Source organism: Micrococcus sp. IITD107 (genome assembly GCF_041927415.1).
GTDB classification, from domain to species: domain Bacteria; phylum Actinomycetota; class Actinomycetes; order Actinomycetales; family Micrococcaceae; genus Citricoccus; species Citricoccus terreus.
On record NZ_JBHFFN010000001.1, the window covers coordinates 859,553 to 875,600 of the forward strand.

At 68.9% G+C, this 16,048-nt stretch carries 13 protein-coding genes; 3 read left to right on the plus strand and 10 right to left on the minus strand.

Annotation, left to right across the window (positions count from 1 at the left end; translation table 11 throughout):
- Positions 1–3: 3 nt before the first annotated feature.
- The 7 genes from ACEXHE_RS04000 to dinB all read right to left on the minus strand — a co-directional run bounded on the left by ACEXHE_RS04000 (position 4) and on the right by dinB (position 8,044).
- Complete coding sequence (locus ACEXHE_RS04000; protein ID WP_374784774.1) at positions 4–1,716, minus strand: Mur ligase family protein; 1,713 nt, start codon at positions 1,714–1,716, stop codon at positions 4–6.
- Between the two features lie 34 nt (positions 1,717–1,750).
- Positions 1,751–3,547: a peptidoglycan D,D-transpeptidase FtsI family protein gene (locus ACEXHE_RS04005; protein WP_374784775.1), complete on the minus strand. Its 1,797-nt coding sequence runs from the start codon at positions 3,545–3,547 to the stop codon at positions 1,751–1,753.
- 64 nt (positions 3,548–3,611) lie between these two features.
- Positions 3,612–4,271, minus strand: a complete 660-nt coding sequence (locus ACEXHE_RS04010) for a septum formation initiator family protein (RefSeq protein ID WP_143109438.1) — start codon at positions 4,269–4,271, stop codon at positions 3,612–3,614.
- A complete protein-coding gene (rsmH, locus tag ACEXHE_RS04015) occupies positions 4,268–5,263 on the minus strand; it encodes a 16S rRNA (cytosine(1402)-N(4))-methyltransferase RsmH (protein WP_374784776.1) in 996 nt (331 codons plus the stop codon). The genes ACEXHE_RS04010 and rsmH overlap by 4 nt, the downstream gene beginning before the upstream one ends.
- A 208-nt stretch (positions 5,264–5,471) precedes the next feature.
- On the minus strand, positions 5,472–5,903 hold the full coding sequence (gene mraZ, locus ACEXHE_RS04020) for a division/cell wall cluster transcriptional repressor MraZ (protein ID WP_260061792.1): 432 nt from the start codon (positions 5,901–5,903) through the stop codon (positions 5,472–5,474).
- A 431-nt stretch (positions 5,904–6,334) separates the two neighbouring features.
- A complete protein-coding gene (locus ACEXHE_RS04025; protein ID WP_374784777.1) occupies positions 6,335–6,718 on the minus strand; it encodes a DUF3040 domain-containing protein in 384 nt (127 codons plus the stop codon).
- A gap of 78 nt (positions 6,719–6,796) precedes the next feature.
- Entirely contained in the window at positions 6,797–8,044 is a 1,248-nt protein-coding gene (gene dinB / locus ACEXHE_RS04030; protein WP_374784778.1) for a DNA polymerase IV, read from the minus strand.
- Between the two features lie 114 nt (positions 8,045–8,158).
- On the opposite strand from dinB, the gene ACEXHE_RS04035 reads away from it, so the two are divergent.
- Entirely contained in the window at positions 8,159–9,259 is a 1,101-nt protein-coding gene (locus tag ACEXHE_RS04035; protein WP_374784779.1) for a polyprenyl synthetase family protein, read from the plus strand.
- Positions 9,260–9,284: 25 nt separating this feature from the next.
- Here ACEXHE_RS04035 and ACEXHE_RS04040 read toward each other — a convergent pair whose 3' ends face one another.
- Positions 9,285–9,623 (minus strand): Rv2175c family DNA-binding protein, encoded by a 339-nt coding sequence (locus ACEXHE_RS04040; RefSeq protein WP_260061820.1) that lies wholly within the window; start codon positions 9,621–9,623, stop codon positions 9,285–9,287.
- Between the two features lie 403 nt (positions 9,624–10,026).
- On the opposite strand from ACEXHE_RS04040, the gene ACEXHE_RS04045 reads away from it, so the two are divergent.
- Positions 10,027–11,361: a LysM peptidoglycan-binding domain-containing protein gene (locus ACEXHE_RS04045; protein ID WP_374784780.1), complete on the plus strand. Its 1,335-nt coding sequence runs from the start codon at positions 10,027–10,029 to the stop codon at positions 11,359–11,361.
- A gap of 48 nt (positions 11,362–11,409) precedes the next feature.
- Positions 11,410–13,650 carry a PASTA domain-containing protein gene (locus ACEXHE_RS04050; protein ID WP_374784781.1) on the plus strand — a complete coding sequence of 747 codons (2,241 nt, stop codon included), beginning with the start codon at positions 11,410–11,412 and terminating at the stop codon, positions 13,648–13,650.
- 68 nt (positions 13,651–13,718) lie between these two features.
- Here the strand turns inward: ACEXHE_RS04050 and ACEXHE_RS04055 are convergent, their stop codons facing one another.
- Both ACEXHE_RS04055 and ACEXHE_RS04060 read right to left on the minus strand, forming a co-directional pair.
- A complete protein-coding gene (locus ACEXHE_RS04055; RefSeq protein ID WP_374784782.1) occupies positions 13,719–15,125 on the minus strand; it encodes a class II 3-deoxy-7-phosphoheptulonate synthase in 1,407 nt (468 codons plus the stop codon).
- Between the two features lie 94 nt (positions 15,126–15,219).
- Positions 15,220–15,999: a lysophospholipid acyltransferase family protein gene (locus ACEXHE_RS04060; protein WP_374784783.1), complete on the minus strand. Its 780-nt coding sequence runs from the start codon at positions 15,997–15,999 to the stop codon at positions 15,220–15,222.
- Between the last annotated feature and the right edge of the window lie 49 nt (positions 16,000–16,048).

Here is a 16,048-nt window from a genome sequence, read left to right on the forward strand (position 1 = left end):
ACTTTACCGCTCTGCAGATGAGGAACCGGTGAGGAACGGGTGTCCATGGCGGTGCAGGGCCTCGCGCAGCGCCACCCGGTCATCCAACTCGACCCGTGTCCCGTTGAAGTCCTGGGAGGTCTCGTGGCCACGGCCGGCCAGCAGGACGGTGTCCTGGGGCGTGGCCAGGCTCACGGCCAGCTCGATCGCCGTCGGGCGCGGCGCGGACTCGTGCACCTGCACGGAGCGGCCGTCCTGTCCGGCCCGCGCGGCAGCCGCCCGCACGCCCTCCAGCACATCGGCGCGGATCACCCCAGGGTCCTCCGAATGGGGGTCGTCATCGGTGACGATCACGACGTCGGCCCACTCAGCGGCGATCTGGCCCATCAGGGGGCGTTTGGTCGCGTCGCGGTCACCGGTGGCGCCGAAGACGATGATGGTCCGTCCCTCGGTGTTGCCCGCTGCCCGGCGAGCTTCACGCACAGAGTCCAGGGCACGGACCATGCCGTCCGGGTTGTGTGCGAAGTCCACGATGGCCGCCGGGGAGTGCCCCACGACCTCCATCCGGCCGGGCACGGCGGTGGCGAAGGGGCCGTGGCCCACGGGAACATCCAGCACCTGGCCGATCCTGTCCCAGTCCTGGGGCGCCCCCTCCAGGACCATGCAGGCCGCCAGAGCGGCGTTGGCCACATTGAACCGTCCGGGCAGTCCGGTCGAGGCGGGGAAGCGTCGTCCGGTGGGCTGGTGGACCAGGGTGAAGCGGTGGCCCAACGCCTCGGGCATGAGCTCCTGCACGGCCCAGTCGGCACCGGGGTCCACACTGCCGTCGGAGGAGTCGTGTTCGGCGACCGGCCCCAGGCTCAGGGTGGAGACCTCGCAGGTGGCCGCCTGCGCCATCCGGCGACCCCAGCTGGCCTCGGGGCCCCCGTCCAGGGTGATGACCGCCCGGTCCGTGCGCTCGGCCTGGAAGAGTCCGGCTTTGGCCTGGAAGTAGTCCTCCATGGACCCATGCAGGTCCAGATGGTCCTGACTGAGATTGGTGAAACCGGCCACCCGGTAGTGCAGGCCGGAGATCCGGCGGTAGCTCACCGCGTGCGAGGAGACCTCCATCACCGCCGTGTCCACCTGTTCCTGCCGCATCAGCCCCATCAGGGCGTGCAGCTGTGTGGCTTCAGGAGTCGTCAGGGTGGAGGGGACGGTCCGTTCGCCGGCCCGGATCTCGATGGTCCCGATCAGCCCGGTGCGCTCTCCCAGCTCCCGCAGCAGCGCGGTGAGGAAGCAGCTGGTGGTCGTCTTGCCGTTGGTTCCGGTCAGGCCCATCAGCCGAGGCCCCGCTGCGTCCTCCACTCCCCGGTAGATCGCTCCGGCGGCAGGCCCGACGGCGTCACGCACGTCCCGCACGATCAGCACGACGGTGCCTTCTGGCAGATCCGCACACCACGCGGCGCCGGCCTCATCGGTGAGCACACCGACGGCCCCCTGTTCCACGACCTGCGCGGCGAACTCGGCGCCGTGACGGCGCGCGCCCGGAACGCCCACGTACAGGTCGCCGGCACGCACCGTGCGCGAGTCCATGGAGATCCCCGACGGGCCGGTTCCGGAGGAGCCGCCGCGGGCCACCAGGGCTCCCTGGCCCTGGCTTTCCAATGCCCGGAGCAGCGTGTCCCAGGGCAGCGCGGCGGTCCGCTTTGGTCGGAACGCGGCATCCTGGTCGGCGGGGCTCAGATGTGTGGTCATGTGTGGTCCTGGGCGTCGTGGGGGCAAGAGGCTGTCACCACGGTCGCTTCTGTGGTTCCTCGGTGAAGACATCGTAGTGCTGCGGCACGGCGTCCGTTGGGGGCACGTTGTACTTGTTCAGCAGGTACCCCATCACCTGTCCTGCGGTGTCCGTGACCTTCCAGTCCCGCCAGTAGCCCTGCGGCCGATGCACCGCCACGGAGACCACGAACCGGGGATCGTCCAGCGGTGCCACTGCGGTGAAGGAGGTGGTGTGCCCGTCATAGCCACCCGCTCCTGCGGCCTGGCCGGTTCCGGTCTTGCCGCCGACTCGGTAGCCCGGAATCCTGGCGTCTCCGCCGGTGCCCTCCTGGACCACGCCCTCCATGAGCTTGAGCATCTCCTGCGAGGTCTGCTCGGAGTAGACCCGGGTCCCCTCGCCCGAGTCGGCGCGGTGCTCGATCCCGTCGGCGTCGATATAGGAGTCGATCAGTCGCGGCTGCATCTTCACTCCACCGTTGGCCACGGTCTGGAACATCTGGGCGGTGTGCAGGCTGGTCACGGTGTACCCCTGCCCGAACATGGTGGTGTACTTCTGCCGTCCGTCCCACTGATCCGGCGGGGCCAGGATGCCCTGGTTGCCTCCGGGCAGCCCGATGTCGATCGGCTGGCCGAATCCCAGTTTCTCCATGAAGTCGAAACGGGTGGCGGTGTCCACCGAGTTGGCCACCTGGACGGTGCCGGTGTTGTAGGAACGGGTGAAGATCCCCGCCGTGGTCATGTCGTAGGTGGCATGCGGCAGGGAATCGTTGATGATGTGTCCCTCGAACTCCTGCTTGTTCGGCACGGAGTACTCGTCCAGGGGCTTCACACCGCCCTTCTCCAGGGCCGTGGCGAAGGTCGCGACCTTGCCGGTGGAGCCGGGCTCATAGGACTGGGTGAACGAGGTCGGACGCCAGAAGAGGGAGTCGGTCCCCTGAGGGTTGGACGGGTCCACCGTCTGGTTGTCCGCCATCGCCAGGATCTCGCCGGTCTTGACGTCCTGGACCACGACGTTCGCCCAGGCCGCATCGTACTGAGCGGCCTTGGTGGCGATCGCCTCCTGCGCGAACCACTGCACATCCTGGTCGATCGTCAGCCGGATGTCCTTGCCGTCCACAGCCGGCGTCTCAGAGAACTCGGCGTTGGGGATGCGGATGCCATCTCGACCGATCTCATAGGTGCGCGTGCCGGGCGTACCAGCCAGCTGCTCGTCCTGGCTGACCTCGAGTCCCTCCAGCGGCTGACCGTCATCACTGATGAAGCCCAGGATGTTCCCGGCCACGGCACCGTTGGGATAGGACCGTTCAGCCACCGGTTCGGCCAGCAGTCCGGGGACGCGCACCTCCATGGCCCGGTTCTTCACCTCCGGCGTGACTCCTCGCAGCACCACGCGGTAGGGCCGCTCCCCCACCAGACGCTGCTTCAGCTCATCCGGGTCCATCGAGAGGATCGGGGCGAGCGTGGCCACGTCATCGTCCAGTCGGACCACCTGCTGGCTGTTCGTCTCGCGGTTCCAGCGCTTGTACTCCTCCGTCACCAGTCGCTGGTCCACCACCAGGTCGTATCGCTGGACGGACGAGGCCAGGACCCGGCCTTCCCGGTCCAGGATGGACCCCCGGTCTGGGGTCAGAGTGATCGAACGCAGCCGCTCGTCCATCGCCTTCTGCGCATGACCGGCCGCGTCCACGCCCTGCACGAACACCAGGCGCAGGCCCAGGATCAGCAGGAGCACCAGGGCCACCGCCACCCCCACACGCAGTCGACGAGCACTCAGATGCAGCGCGTCACTGGCGACGGGGGCGTGGGCCATAGAGGGCGTCCTTCCGGGTCTGGAGGGGATGTCAGGAGGGGGTTCCGCGCTGCCGGCTCAGGCTTCAGCGGCCCGGAGTCTGGAGCTGAGGAGCCGGGATGCTGCCGCCGTTGAGCTCGGCCGGGTCGAACTCCGGTTCAGCAGGAGCCGGCGTCGCGGCCTCGTCCTGAGCGGTGGGCTTCTCGTCCGGCTCAGCTCCCGCCTGGTTCGGACCATGCGGCACCGAGGGTGCTGCCACGAAGTCCGTGGGCTTGTTCTCAGCATCAGCGGCGGTGGCCTGTCCGGTCACCGCGCCGGTGCCCAGATCGATCGCTGCGATGTCCCCTGGCATCACCATGCCCAGGCTCGAGGCCTGGGCCGCCAGATTCTGCGGCGCCGCCAGGTGTTCGGCCTGCTGGGTCAGCCGCTCATTGGTCTGTGTCAGGTCCGTGTGCTCAGCGCGCAGGGTCACCAGATCGTACTGCCGGTTGGAGACGGTGATGTTCACCGCCAGCACCACGCCCAGAGCTGCGATCAGCATCATGGCGCACAGGGCGATGAAGCCCCGGCCGGTCTTCGGCAGCGGAGCGGGCACCACGGACAGCGGCGTGCGACGACGCGTGGAGCTGCCCGACTCGGACGGTGCTGCGGGTCGCCAAGGAGCAGCCGGTGTCAGCTGACGGGCGGCGCTGCCGTCGGTCAGGTTCGGCTGCTGCATGGCAGGGCGATGTGGCTGTGCGGTCATGCTGAGCTCCTTGGTGATGTTCTGATCTTCTCAAGCGCACGCACTTTTGCCGAAGAGGCGCGAGGGTTTTCTTCGATTTCGTGTTGTGTGGGCTTGTCCACGCCGCGCGTGAGCATCTTGACCACCGGCGCGTGCTCCTCCAGCTCGATCGGAAAACCGGGGGGCGCCGTCGAAATGGCCAAGGCCGTCATCTGCCTCTTGGTGATGCGATCTTCGAGCGAGTGGTAGCTCATCACCACCAGGCGACCTCCCACATTCAGCCGGGACATCACCTCCGGAAGCGCCCGTTCGAGCACATCCAGCTCTTCATTGACCTCGATGCGCAGGGCCTGGAAGGTCCGCTTCGCAGGGTGCCCGCCGCTCTTGCCGGCGGCAGCCGGGACCGCACCACGGATGACCTCGACCAGCCGTCCCGTGCTCGAGAACGCCTCCTCTGCCCGGGACCGGACGATGGCCGCGGCGATCCGTCCTGCGAACTTCTCCTCGCCCCAGCTGCGGATGATCCGGCGCAGTTCGGCTTCGGGATAGGTGTTGACCACGGTCTCGGCGGTCAGCTCTGCAGTGGGGTCCATCCGCATGTCCAGTGGAGCATCGTAGGAGTAGGCGAACCCTCGTTCACGTTCGTCCAGTTGATAGGAGGAGACACCGAGGTCGTAGAGGGCTGCGTCGACGCCCTCCACCCCGGCGTCGGCCAGGGCTTCGGACACCTCGTCATAGGTGCCGTGCCAGGTCCGGAGCCGGTCCCCTGCCCAGCTGAGTCGTTCGGTGGCCAGGCGCAGCGCCTGGGTGTCCCTGTCGATCCCGACCACGATCGTGTCCGGGTGGCGTCGCAGGATCGCCTCCGTGTGACCGCCCATGCCGAGCGTCCCGTCCAGGGCCACGGGTGTCCGACCTGCCGCCCGCGCTGCTTCCAGCCCGGGTGCCATCAGGTCCAGGACGCGCTCGAGCATGACCGGCACGTGGCGGTCTGCAGTGGGACGTTCGCTCGTCATCTCGCGCTCCTGAGGCGGTGTGGGCAGTGTGGGTGGTGGGTCGACGGCAGGGACGTGAGGGCCTGGAAAGCAGAGGACCCTTGGATCAGATCCCCATCCGCGCGGTGTGTCCGTGCCTGGCCCGGGGGAAGTCGGGTCAGGTCCGGCCACGGTGCGGCTGGAGGTCTCATTCAAAGGTCCGTGCTGTTCAGTTATGAGGGGCTTGATTTCAGAAGATGCCGGGGATGACATCCTCATCGGTCTCGGAGAACGAGTTCTCCTGCTCCTCGAGGTACGAGTTCCAGGCCACTGAGTCCCAGATCTCTGCTCGTGTGCCGGCTCCGATCACCGTCACCTCTCGGTCCAGCCCCGCATAGCTGCGCAGCGGAGCCGGGATGGTGATCCGCCCCTGCTTGTCCGGCGTCTCGTCGGAGGCACCGGAGAGGAAGACGCGGATGTAGTCCCGTGCCTGGCGTGAGGACAGCGGTGCCGACCTCATCTGCTCGTGAACCCTCTCGAACTCACGTGCGCTGAAGACATAGATGCACCGCTCCTGTCCTCGTGTCAGGACCAGCCCGTCGGCCAGTTCGTCACGGAACTTGGCGGGAAGGATCAGCCGGGCCTTCTCGTCGAGCTTCGGCGTGTAGGTGCCCAAGAACATGGGCCCACCTGCCTTCACTCTCTGAGAGGAGTCCCGCACCTCTCCGCTGCACCAGCGTCCTCTGCTGTCCTCCACATTACCCCACTTCCCTCCACCGTCAACACCACGGCCGGCACGCGTGGCAGAGGGAGTGCCCACACTCCCCCGAAATCACAGGGCAGAGCAGGGGTGGAGGACAGTGGAGGGCAGGTGGGGACCTTGACCTGTCCGCGACATCAGGGCCACCGTGAGTCAGGTGCGTCGCAGCGCAGACACCCTCATCTCGGCGGGCGGAGACGAGGGTGGAGTGAGGTGGAGGGAGGAATGTGGAGGCGCAGGAGGGCCGTCCCGGGACAGGATCCAGACATGACGAAGGCCCCGCCGAAGCGAGGCCTTGTTCAGTGGTTTCAACCAGTGGTGAGCAGCGCCGGAATCGTCACCGCTCCCTGGGGTCAGGGCTCCTGCCGACGCCGTTCGTCCCATTTCTGCTCCAGTCCGTCCATGAAGGAGCTGGACCGCGGTGCTCCGGCAGGCTGGCGCGCCGGTCCGTCCGTGGAGTCGGGGTTCCGCTGAGCGCGGGGACGAGTGGTGGCGACATAGATCCCGGTGGCAGTGACGGCCATCCCGATGAGCCCGAGCCAGATCAGCTGAGCGGAGACACCCCAGAGCAGGACGCCGAGACCGACCACGGCCACGACGGCACCGAAGACGAGGTGGCGCGTGGAGAAGCCAGCACGTCCCGTCTCACTCATGCTGCTGGCGAAGCGCGGGTCATCCGCGCTCAGCTGCTGCTCCAGCTGCTCCAGGAGCTTCTGCTCCCGATCAGACAATGGCATGGCTGCCTCCTCTGTGGACCCGGACCTCCAGGATACGGGCCTGAGGCAGGTGCCGCCAGACGGGTGGGGCGGCTGAGGTCACAGATCACGCGGGCGCTCTGGGAGTTCATGTCCCAACAGGCTGGCCGGCCGCACAGCCGCCCCGGGAAAACGACGCCGGATGTCATCGGCCACCCGCTCAGCATCACTCCAGGCCGCGGCACCGCCGGCCTCATCATCGTCGAGGAGGCTGGCCTGGAACGGCTCGGTGTCCGCGGCGAGCCGTTCCGCTCGGATGCCCAGCAGCCTCACGGGATGCCGGCGAGAGCGAAGCAGCTCATCCAGGGCCTGCTGCCCGGCCTCAGCGAGGCGACCGGCGGTGTCCGCCGTGGCGGACAGCGTGGCTGCGCGTGTCCGCACACTCAGGTCCGGTGCCTTGACCTTCAGGGCGACTCCCCCGGCGCGCAGCCCCGCTCGGCGCAGGCGCCTCGCGCACTCATCGGCCAGACCCAGCAGGGCTCGGTGCAGCTCATCGGGCTCGGTCACGTCCGTCTCGAAGGTCCGTTCCACCCCGATCGACTTGGTCTCGTGGTCAGGGGTCACCGGCCGGGGGTCGATCCCGCGGGCCAGCTCCACGAGGGCCGGCCCTTGGCGGCCCAGCCATCGTCGCATGCGAGCAGGATCCTGTCTGGCGATCTGTCCCACGTGCGTTAGCCCGGCATCGATCAATCGCCGTTCCAACACCGGTCCGACCCCCCACAGGGCGGAGACCGGCAGCGGGTCCAGGAACTCCTGGGTGCGCGCGGGAGGGACGATCAGCAGCCCATCGGGCTTGCCGCGTGTGGAGGCGATCTTGGCCACTGACTTGGTCTGTGCGGCACCGACCGTGCACGGAAGCCCTGTCCGCCGACGCACCTCGGCGCGGATCATCGCACCGATCCGGGCGGGTGGTCCCAGCCGTCGCCTCGCTCCGCTGACATCGAGGAAGGCCTCGTCGATGCTCAGCTGCTCCACCCAGGGAGTGACCTCGGAGAAGACCTCCATCACCCGGGCTGACGCCGCCGTGTACTTCCGGTGATCAGGCTCGATCACCTCCACACCGGGGCACCGGGCCAGAGCGTGGGCCAACGGCATGGCCGAGCGGATCCCTGACTCCCGCGCCTCATAGGAGGCCGAGAGCACCACGGATCGGCCGCCCCGGTGCGCGACCAGCGACGGGCGCCCCCGCAGGTCGGGGTGCTCCAGCAGCTCCACGGAGAGGAAGAAGGCGTCCATGTCCACGTGCAGGATCACCGCGCCCCAGGACGGGTGCGCCGCCCCGTGAGGTGAGTGGCCGTCGTCGTGCATCTGTCCAGACTAGGACCCCGCGCCGTCGCCGGGCCCCGCTCCGGACACTCGTGGGCGACCGTGCGCGTCTCGCCTACGCTGGAGGCAACGTACACCCCACCTCTGAGGAGACCAGTGCCCGTCCCCCTGCAGTCCCAGAGCACCTCATCCGATGCCGTCTTCGTCGAGGCGGTCGGACGGCGCCTGGCGGAAGTCCTCGACGTTCATCTGCAGCGAGCTGAGACGATCTCCTCCTCAGCCCGGCCCATGGTCGAGTCCATCGCCCGGCTCTCGGCCGGCGGCAAGCGGATGAGGGCGTTGCTGTGCTGGTGGGGCTGGCAGGGAGCCGGCGGCGAGCCCGATCATCCCGGGATCCTCGATGCGGCCGTGGCACTGGAGTTGTTCCAGGCGGCGGCACTGATCCACGACGACGTGGTGGACCGCTCGGACACCCGCCGCGGCGCTCCGAGCGTGCACCGATCCTTCGAGTCTCTGCATCGCCGTTCAGGCTGGCGCCAGGACCCCGCCCACTTCGGTGTGGCCGCGGCCATCCTGACCGGAGACCTCTGCCTGGCCCTGAGCGAGGAGCTCTTCGCTGCGGCCGCCGAGAGCGTGGGCACCGGGCCTGCAGCACGGGACCGGTTCAACACCATGCGGTTCGAGGTCATGGTGGGCCAGTACCTGGATGTGCTGGATGAAGTGGAGATCCCCTCGCAGGATCCGCAGGTCGCGCTGGATCGGGCCAGGACGGTCCTGCGGTTCAAGTCCGCCCACTACTCCACCGTGCACCCTTTGGCCCTCGGCGGGATCCTCGCCGGCGCTGAGCCGGCACTGCTGGGCGCCTATGATGCCTTCTCCCTTCCTCTGGGGGAGGCCTTCCAGCTGCAGGACGACCTGCTGGGAGTGTTCGGCGACCCGGCGGTGACCGGCAAGCCGGCCGGGGATGATCTCCGGGAGGGCAAGCGCACCGAACTCGTGGCCCACGCCATGGAACTGCTCTCCCCCGACGAGGGTGCCGAACTCGATGCGCGGCTCGGTGATCCACAGCTCAGCGCCGACCAGGTCGCGCGGCTTCAGGAGCTCCTGGAGCACAGCGGTGCGCGCGCACGCGTGGAGGCGGAGGTGAGCGACCTCGGGGGCCAGGCCGTGGTGGCCCTGTCGGAACTGCAGGTCCCTGTCACCGTGCACGACGGACTCAGCGACCTGGCCCAGCGGATCCTGAGCCGTCAGCACTGACCGCCGCGACGAGGGGCAGACGCGACTACCAGCCCAGGGCTGAGGCCCGGCGGCGGATCTCGGTCTTGCGCCCGTCCCTCAGGGCATCGATGGGTCGGCCGGGAAGCGTGTCATCCGGGGTGAAGAGCCACCGGATAGCCTGCTCATCGGTGAACCCGGCGTCCTGCAGGACCATTGCCGTTCCCCGCAACGACTCCAGGGGCCCTGCCTCGCCGAGCAGGAGGGCGGGGATGGAGCGGACGTCGTCGATCCGCGCCGCCAACAGCCTCCTGTCCCCGACCAGGTTGTGCACCCGGGTCACAGGCATGTCCCACCGCTCGGCGACGTCCGGGAAAGTGACCCACTCTCCGACCAGGTCGGCCAGAGGCGTCTCCGCCCCCTCCGGACCGGCGGTTCGATGGACTGGTTCGGCTGCGCTGCTCTGTTCAGGACTCACGCCTCCAGCCTACCGACCCATAATGTTCACCGGTCACAGATCGATCACGGCAGGATTCCGGACAGACGTCCGCCCAGCTGGCACCCACGGCATCCTATGACGACAACACGCCGCGTGACGCGCCGATTGTGACCTTATCGTTATCTTCCGACTGAGCATGGCGACGAACTCTCCGGTAGGTTCTCCTACGTCACATTTACATCACAGTCAGTGTGTGTCGGCGGAGAATCCGGGTTATGCCCCGTTATCATCCGCCGATCCGGATCAGCCCTGCGGGCCGGGGACCACAGCAGGTCGAGCCACACAGTGACGCCCATCGCAGAGGAACCACATGACTGACCACGCCCAGGGTGCATCGCGCCTGCTCACCACGGCCGTCGCCGGATCGACCCTGTCCCTGGTCGTCCTGGGCTCCGCTGTCATGGCGGGTCCGGCAGCGGCTGCACCGCAGGCCCCCCGGACCGTGGCTTCGAACACCATCCACACCAGTGGCTCCATCCCCTCGCAGCTGTCCGCTCCGCGAGCCCTGTCCGCGCTCCCCGTGCCGACGGCCCGCAGCGGAGCCACGTACACCGTCCGACGCGGGGACACCCTCTCGCACATCGCCCTGCGGACCGACGTGAGCCTGAGCACCCTGATGAAGGCCAACGGCCTGAAGCGGACCTCGATCATCCACCCCGGTCAGGTCCTGAAGCTGGCCGAGCCGGCGCCCACCCGCGGCTCCACGAAGACCGACCGGAGCAGGCCGGCCGCCGCGCCGACCCAGGCCGCCGTCAAGACCCATACGGTGCGCGCGGGCGACACCCTGTCGCACATCGCCGCTCGGCACGGCGTCAGCGTCGCGACCCTGCAGTCGGCCAACGACCTGGGCCGCAGCTCGCTGATCCGTCCCGGCCAGGTCCTGAAGCTGGCCGCGGCCTCTCCGGCCAAGGCAGCCGCCGCCACGACCCGCTCGCCTCAGGCCGCCGCGCCCGCCACGTACACGATCAAGCGCGGCGACACCCTCTCCGGCATCGCCTCTCGGCACGGGATGCGCCTGCAGGACCTACTCTCGGCCAACGGTCTGAAGCGGTCCGCGATCATCCACCCGGGCACGGTGCTGCGACTCTCCGGCGGAGCATCCGTGGAACGCGCCTCCTCCACCTCGTCCGCGAAGCCGAAGAGCAAGCCCCAGAAGGAGCAGCTGGTCCCCAGCACGTTCCTCCACTACCGGTATCCGGACCATGTGGTCGCCTCGGCGAATCAGAACAAGCGCGCCCTGCTGGACTCCCCCATCCCATCGCGGGCACAGACCGTGGCCCTGATCCGGGACACCGCGCGCAAGATGGGCGTGGACCCCCGGCTGGCGCTGGGACACGCCATGGCCGAGTCCAGCCTGAACCATGCCTCGGTCTCCCCCGCCAACGCGATCGGCACCATGCAGGTCATCCCCTCCTCGGGCGAATGGGCCTCCCAGATGGTCGGGCGGAAGCTGAATCTGCTCGATCCCCAGGACAACGTCACCGCCGGGGTGGCCATCATCCGTCATCTGCAGCGCACCAGCCCGAACATGGACATCGGCATCGCCTCCTACTACCAGGGTGCGGCCGGCGTGCGCCGCCACGGCATGTACCCGGACACCCGGCAGTACGTGGCCAAGGTCAAGCGCTACATGCAGCAGTTCTGACGGTTCGGCCTCCCCGTCCAGCCGTGACGGCCCGTCTACCCTGGAACGGTGAGTGAACACCGGACCGACCCCCTGATCGGTTCCGTCCTGGACGGACGGTACGATGTGCGCGCCCGGCTGGCCCGTGGCGGCATGTCCACGGTGTACCGCGCCGTGGACCTGCGCCTGGACCGTGAGGTCGCACTGAAGGTGCTCTACCCCCACCTGGCCGAGGACCCCGCACTGGTGGCCCGGTTCGAACTGGAGGCCAAGACCGCCGCCCGGCTCTCGCACCCGCATGTGGTCAACGTCCTGGACCAGGGTGTGGACCGCGCGGACGGCTCGGACAGTGAGATCGCCTACCTGGCCATGGAGTATGTGCCCGGCTACACCCTGCGCACGGTGCTCCAGCGGCAGGGGGCCCTGACGCCTCGGATCGCCTTGGCCTACCTGGACGCGATCGTGGACGGACTGGCGGCGGCCCATGCGGCCGGCCTCGTGCACCGGGACATGAAGCCGGAGAACGTGCTGGTCTCCCGGGACGGCCGGATCAAAGTCGCTGACTTCGGCCTGGCCCGCGCGGCCACGCACCACACCGGCACCGGCGCCACCCTGGTGGGAACGGTCGCCTACATCTCCCCGGAGCTGGTCAAGGGCTCTCCGGCGGATGAACGCTCGGACATCTATGCGGTGGGCATCATGCTCTACGAGATGCTCACTGGGCGCCAGCCCTTCACTGGCGCCTCCCCCATCCAGGTGGCCTACCAGCACATCAACGATCAGGTCCCGGCGCCGTCTGAGGTCGCACCAGGACTGGCCGAGGATCTGGATGAGCTGGTCCTGTGGTGCACCGCCCAGGAGCCCCAGGACCGACCGGCGGATGCCGGTGCTCTGCTCACCGAGCTGCGTCAGATCCGGATGGCCCTGGCCGATGAGGACCTGGACTTCGAGGGTGCGGTGCTCGCCACCGCACCGGCCTCTCCGGGGATTCCCGACGACGGCCCCGCCGGCGAGGCGACCACAGTCGCCCTGGGCGCGTCACCGGTTCACCCCCGCGACGATGACGACCTCGATGAGGTCGACGACCCTGACCGCACCGAGGCCTTCGGCCCGGATCAGACCGAGGTGATCGGTGTGCATTCCACCGTCGCCCTGGACCCTGAGACCACCACGACCATCCCTCGGCCTGCAGCGGAGCCGAACGGACGGACCGTGCCACTGCCCGCGCGTCCGGAGCACAGCCCGCGGTCCGCACCCATCGAGGCCACTGGTGACGGCACCCAGGACAGTGCGCCCGCAGGGCCGCTGCTGCCCATTGCCACCGGTCGGGCGGACCGGGTTCCCACACCGCGGCAGCAGAGACGCCAGGCGGCTCGGGCGGCGCGGACCCCCACGGAGGACCTGGGCCGGACCCCGCCTCGGCGGTGGTGGATCTGGGGAGCCGTGCTGCTGATCCTCGCGGCCCTGCTGTCTCTGCTGGGATGGTACTTCGGCTCCGGCCCCGGCGGGATCGTGACGGTGCCGGATGTCGCTGGGCACAGCCGAGTCTCCGCCGTCCAGCAGCTGGAGGACCTCGGGGTGGGCTACACCCTCACCGCAGCGCATCACGATCTCGTCGCCGAGGACAGCGTGATCGAGACCGACCCGGTGGCCGGCACGGAGGTCCGCCGCTTGACCACAGTGGTGGTGACCCTCTCTCAGGGGCCTGAGCTGTTCGCCGTCCCGGATGTCTCCGGGATGACACAGCAGCAGGCGGGTCAACGGCTCCGCTCAGCAGGGGTGCGGCTCGGAGCCGTCACCCACGCCCACTCGGACACCGTGGACGAAGGACTCGTGCTCGATCAGGATCCCGCCCCGGGCGCCGAGCTGCGCCGGGACCATCGGGTCACCGTGGTCCTCTCGGACGGCCCCGAGCCGGTGACCGTCCCCGACCTGACCGGTCTGACCGTGGACCAGGCCACTCAGGCCCTGGAGCAGCTGGGACTGGATCTGGAGGTGGCCGGCTCGGAGCATTCCACCGAGGTGCAGGCTGGCCGGATCAGCGCGCAGGATCCGGCCGAGGGCCAGCTGCGCCCGGGCGAGACGGTCCAGGTGAGCGAGTCCCTGGGACCGCGCCTGGTCGAGGTGCCTGATCTGACTGACCTGGACCTGGAGCAGGCGCGTCAGCTGCTGGAGGATGCTGGCTTCCAGGTGGAGGAGACCACCATCCTGGGCGATGTCTTCGGTGACGGATCCCGGGTGCGGTCGCAGAACCCGGATGCCGGCACGGAGGCCGAAGAGGGCTCCACCGTGCACCTGTTGGTCTTCTGACCGAGCACAGCCGTCCAGACCGACCCGCCGCCGTGCCGCCCGGTGGATGCCGGGCGGCACGGACTCCGTCAGCGGGCTGAGCGCTCCGGGTGGGAGAGCGCCTCAGTGACCAGGAACGCCATCTCCAGGGACTGCTGGTGGTTCAACCGGGGGTCGCACAGCGACTCGTAACGGTCGGCGAAGGCCGCCTCGTCCACCGGATCGGATCCGCCCAGGCACTCGGCCACGTCGTCCCCGGTCATCTCCACGTGCAGTCCGCCCGGGAAGGTCCCGGCCGCGCGGTGGACCTCGAAGAAGCCGCGGACCTCGTCCATGACGTCGTCGAAGCGGCGGGTCTTGTAGCCGTTCTGGGCGGTGACCGTGTTCCCGTGCATGGGGTCGGTCACCCAGACCACCTTGGCGCCGGAGTCCCGGACGGCTTCGACCAGCGGCGGCAGGGCCTCGCGGATCTTCCCGGCGCCCATGCGCGAGATGAAGGTCAGTCGGCCCGCCTCACGCTCGGGGTCCAGCTTGTCGATCAGGGCCAGGGCATCGTCCGGCGTGGTGGTGGGGCCCAGCTTCACGCCGATCGGGTTGCGCACGCGGGAGAGGAAGTCCACGTGGGCGCCGTCCAGGTCACGGGTACGCTCTCCGATCCACAGGAAGTGGCCGGAGGTGGAGTAGGGCAGACCGGTGCGGGAGTCCAGCCGGGTCAGCGCCCGCTCGTAGTCCAGCAGCAGCGCCTCGTGGGCGGCGAAGAACTCGGTGCGGCGCAGGGCCTCGAAGTCCACGCCGGCGGCATCCATGAAGCGCACGGCCCGGTCGATCTCCCCGGCCATCTCCTCGTAGCGGACGTGAGCCGGGTTCTGGGTGAAGCCCTGGTTCCAGGAGTGCACGGATCGCAGGTCGGCGAACCCGCCCTGGGTGAAGGCGCGCACCAGGTTCAGGGTGGCCGCGGAGGTGTGGTACGCGGTGACCATGCGCTGGGGATCGGGGCGGCGGGACTCCTCGGTGAAGTCGAATCCGTTGACGATCTCCCCGCGGAAGGAGGGCAGGCTCACGCCGTCCCGGGTCTCGGTGTCCGAGGAACGGGGCTTGGCGAACTGGCCGGCCATCCGGCCCATCTTGATCACGGGCAGGGAGGCACCGTAGGTGAGCACCACGGCCATCTGCAGGATGGTCTTGACCCGGGCACTGATCTTGTTGGCGGTGGCCCCGGCGAAGGTCTCGGCGCAGTCCCCACCCTGCAGCAGGAAGGCCTCACCGTTGGCGGCGGCGGCCAGTCGCTGGCGCAGCACATCCACCTCGCCGGCGAACACCAGCGGGGGCAGGGCCGAGAGCTCGGCCACGGCCGAGTCGAAGGCCGGATGGTCCTGCCAGGCCGGCTGCTGACTGATGGGCAGCTCGCGCCACTGGTCCAGGCCGGGATAGTCAGCGGCGCCGTTGGACGTGGCGGTGCCGAAGGCCTGGATGTCTGCAGTGAAGTCGAAGATCATGCGCTCCAGGCTACGGAATCGCCGAGGTGCCGGGTGTCCCGTGACCCCCGCATGACGCGGAACCGGCCCGGTCACGTCATGAAGGTGACACCCGTCACGACGACGGCCGGTCATCGGCGCTGGGAGTCGCGGCGTCGCCGTCGGGCATCTCCGTGGCCGGCGGCGTGGTCGGCGGGGTGACGACGGCAGTGGGCGCACCGGCGCCCCCGTTCTTCACGGTGGCGGCGTAGACGTCCACGTACTCCTGGCCGGAGAGCCGGCGGATGGCCTCCATCACCTGGTCAGTGACCTGGCGTTCCACGAACCGGTCACCGAGCTTGCCGTAGTGCTCGGAGAAGTCCAGCGGCTGACCGAAGATCATGCCCACGCGGCGGATGTTGGGGATGGTGCGTCCGATCGGCTGGACCTTGTCCGTGCCGATCATGGCGATGGGGATGACCGGGACCTGGGCTGCCAGGGCCAACTTGGCCACACCCAGCTTGCCGCGGTAGAGACGCCCGTCCGGGCTGCGGGTGCCTTCCGGGTAGATCCCGAGCAGACCGCCCTCCTGCAGCACCTCCAGGCCGGACTGGAGCGAGGCCAGGGAGGCGGTACCGCCGGAACGGTCCATGGGCAGCTGGTTGGTGGCTTCGAAGAACTTCCGGGTGAGCGCTCCTTTGACCCCGGTGCCGGTGAAGTACTCCTTCTTGGCCAGGAAGTGCACCTGACGGGAGAGCTGGGCCGGCATGAAGATGGAGTCGGAGACCGAGAGATGGTTGCTGGCCAGGATGGCCCCGCCCTGCTCGGGGATGTTGTCCAGCCCCTTCACCCAGGGGCGGAACAGCAGTTGGGTCACAGGTGCCACCACGAAGGTCTTGGCGAACCAGTAGAACACGGCGGGTGAAGTCCTCTCAGGCGGGGGCGCGGCGGTCCGTGCGGCGGAC

What these genes read in the sequence shown, in the direction of transcription:
- ACEXHE_RS04000 (WP_374784774.1), bottom strand. Translation starts at nt 1,716, where the DNA reads ATGACCACACATCTGAGCCCCGCCGACCAGGATGCCGCGTTCCGACCA.
- ACEXHE_RS04005 (WP_374784775.1), bottom strand. Translation starts at nt 3,547, where the DNA reads ATGGCCCACGCCCCCGTCGCCAGTGACGCGCTGCATCTGAGTGCTCGT.
- ACEXHE_RS04010 (WP_143109438.1), bottom strand. Translation starts at nt 4,271, where the DNA reads ATGACCGCACAGCCACATCGCCCTGCCATGCAGCAGCCGAACCTGACC.
- rsmH (WP_374784776.1), bottom strand. Translation starts at nt 5,263, where the DNA reads ATGACGAGCGAACGTCCCACTGCAGACCGCCACGTGCCGGTCATGCTC.
- mraZ (WP_260061792.1), bottom strand. Translation starts at nt 5,903, where the DNA reads ATGTTCTTGGGCACCTACACGCCGAAGCTCGACGAGAAGGCCCGGCTG.
- ACEXHE_RS04025 (WP_374784777.1), bottom strand. Translation starts at nt 6,718, where the DNA reads ATGCCATTGTCTGATCGGGAGCAGAAGCTCCTGGAGCAGCTGGAGCAG.
- dinB (WP_374784778.1), bottom strand. Translation starts at nt 8,044, where the DNA reads ATGCACGACGACGGCCACTCACCTCACGGGGCGGCGCACCCGTCCTGG.
- ACEXHE_RS04045 (WP_374784780.1), top strand. Translation starts at nt 10,027, where the DNA reads ATGACTGACCACGCCCAGGGTGCATCGCGCCTGCTCACCACGGCCGTC.
- ACEXHE_RS04055 (WP_374784782.1), bottom strand. Translation starts at nt 15,125, where the DNA reads ATGATCTTCGACTTCACTGCAGACATCCAGGCCTTCGGCACCGCCACG.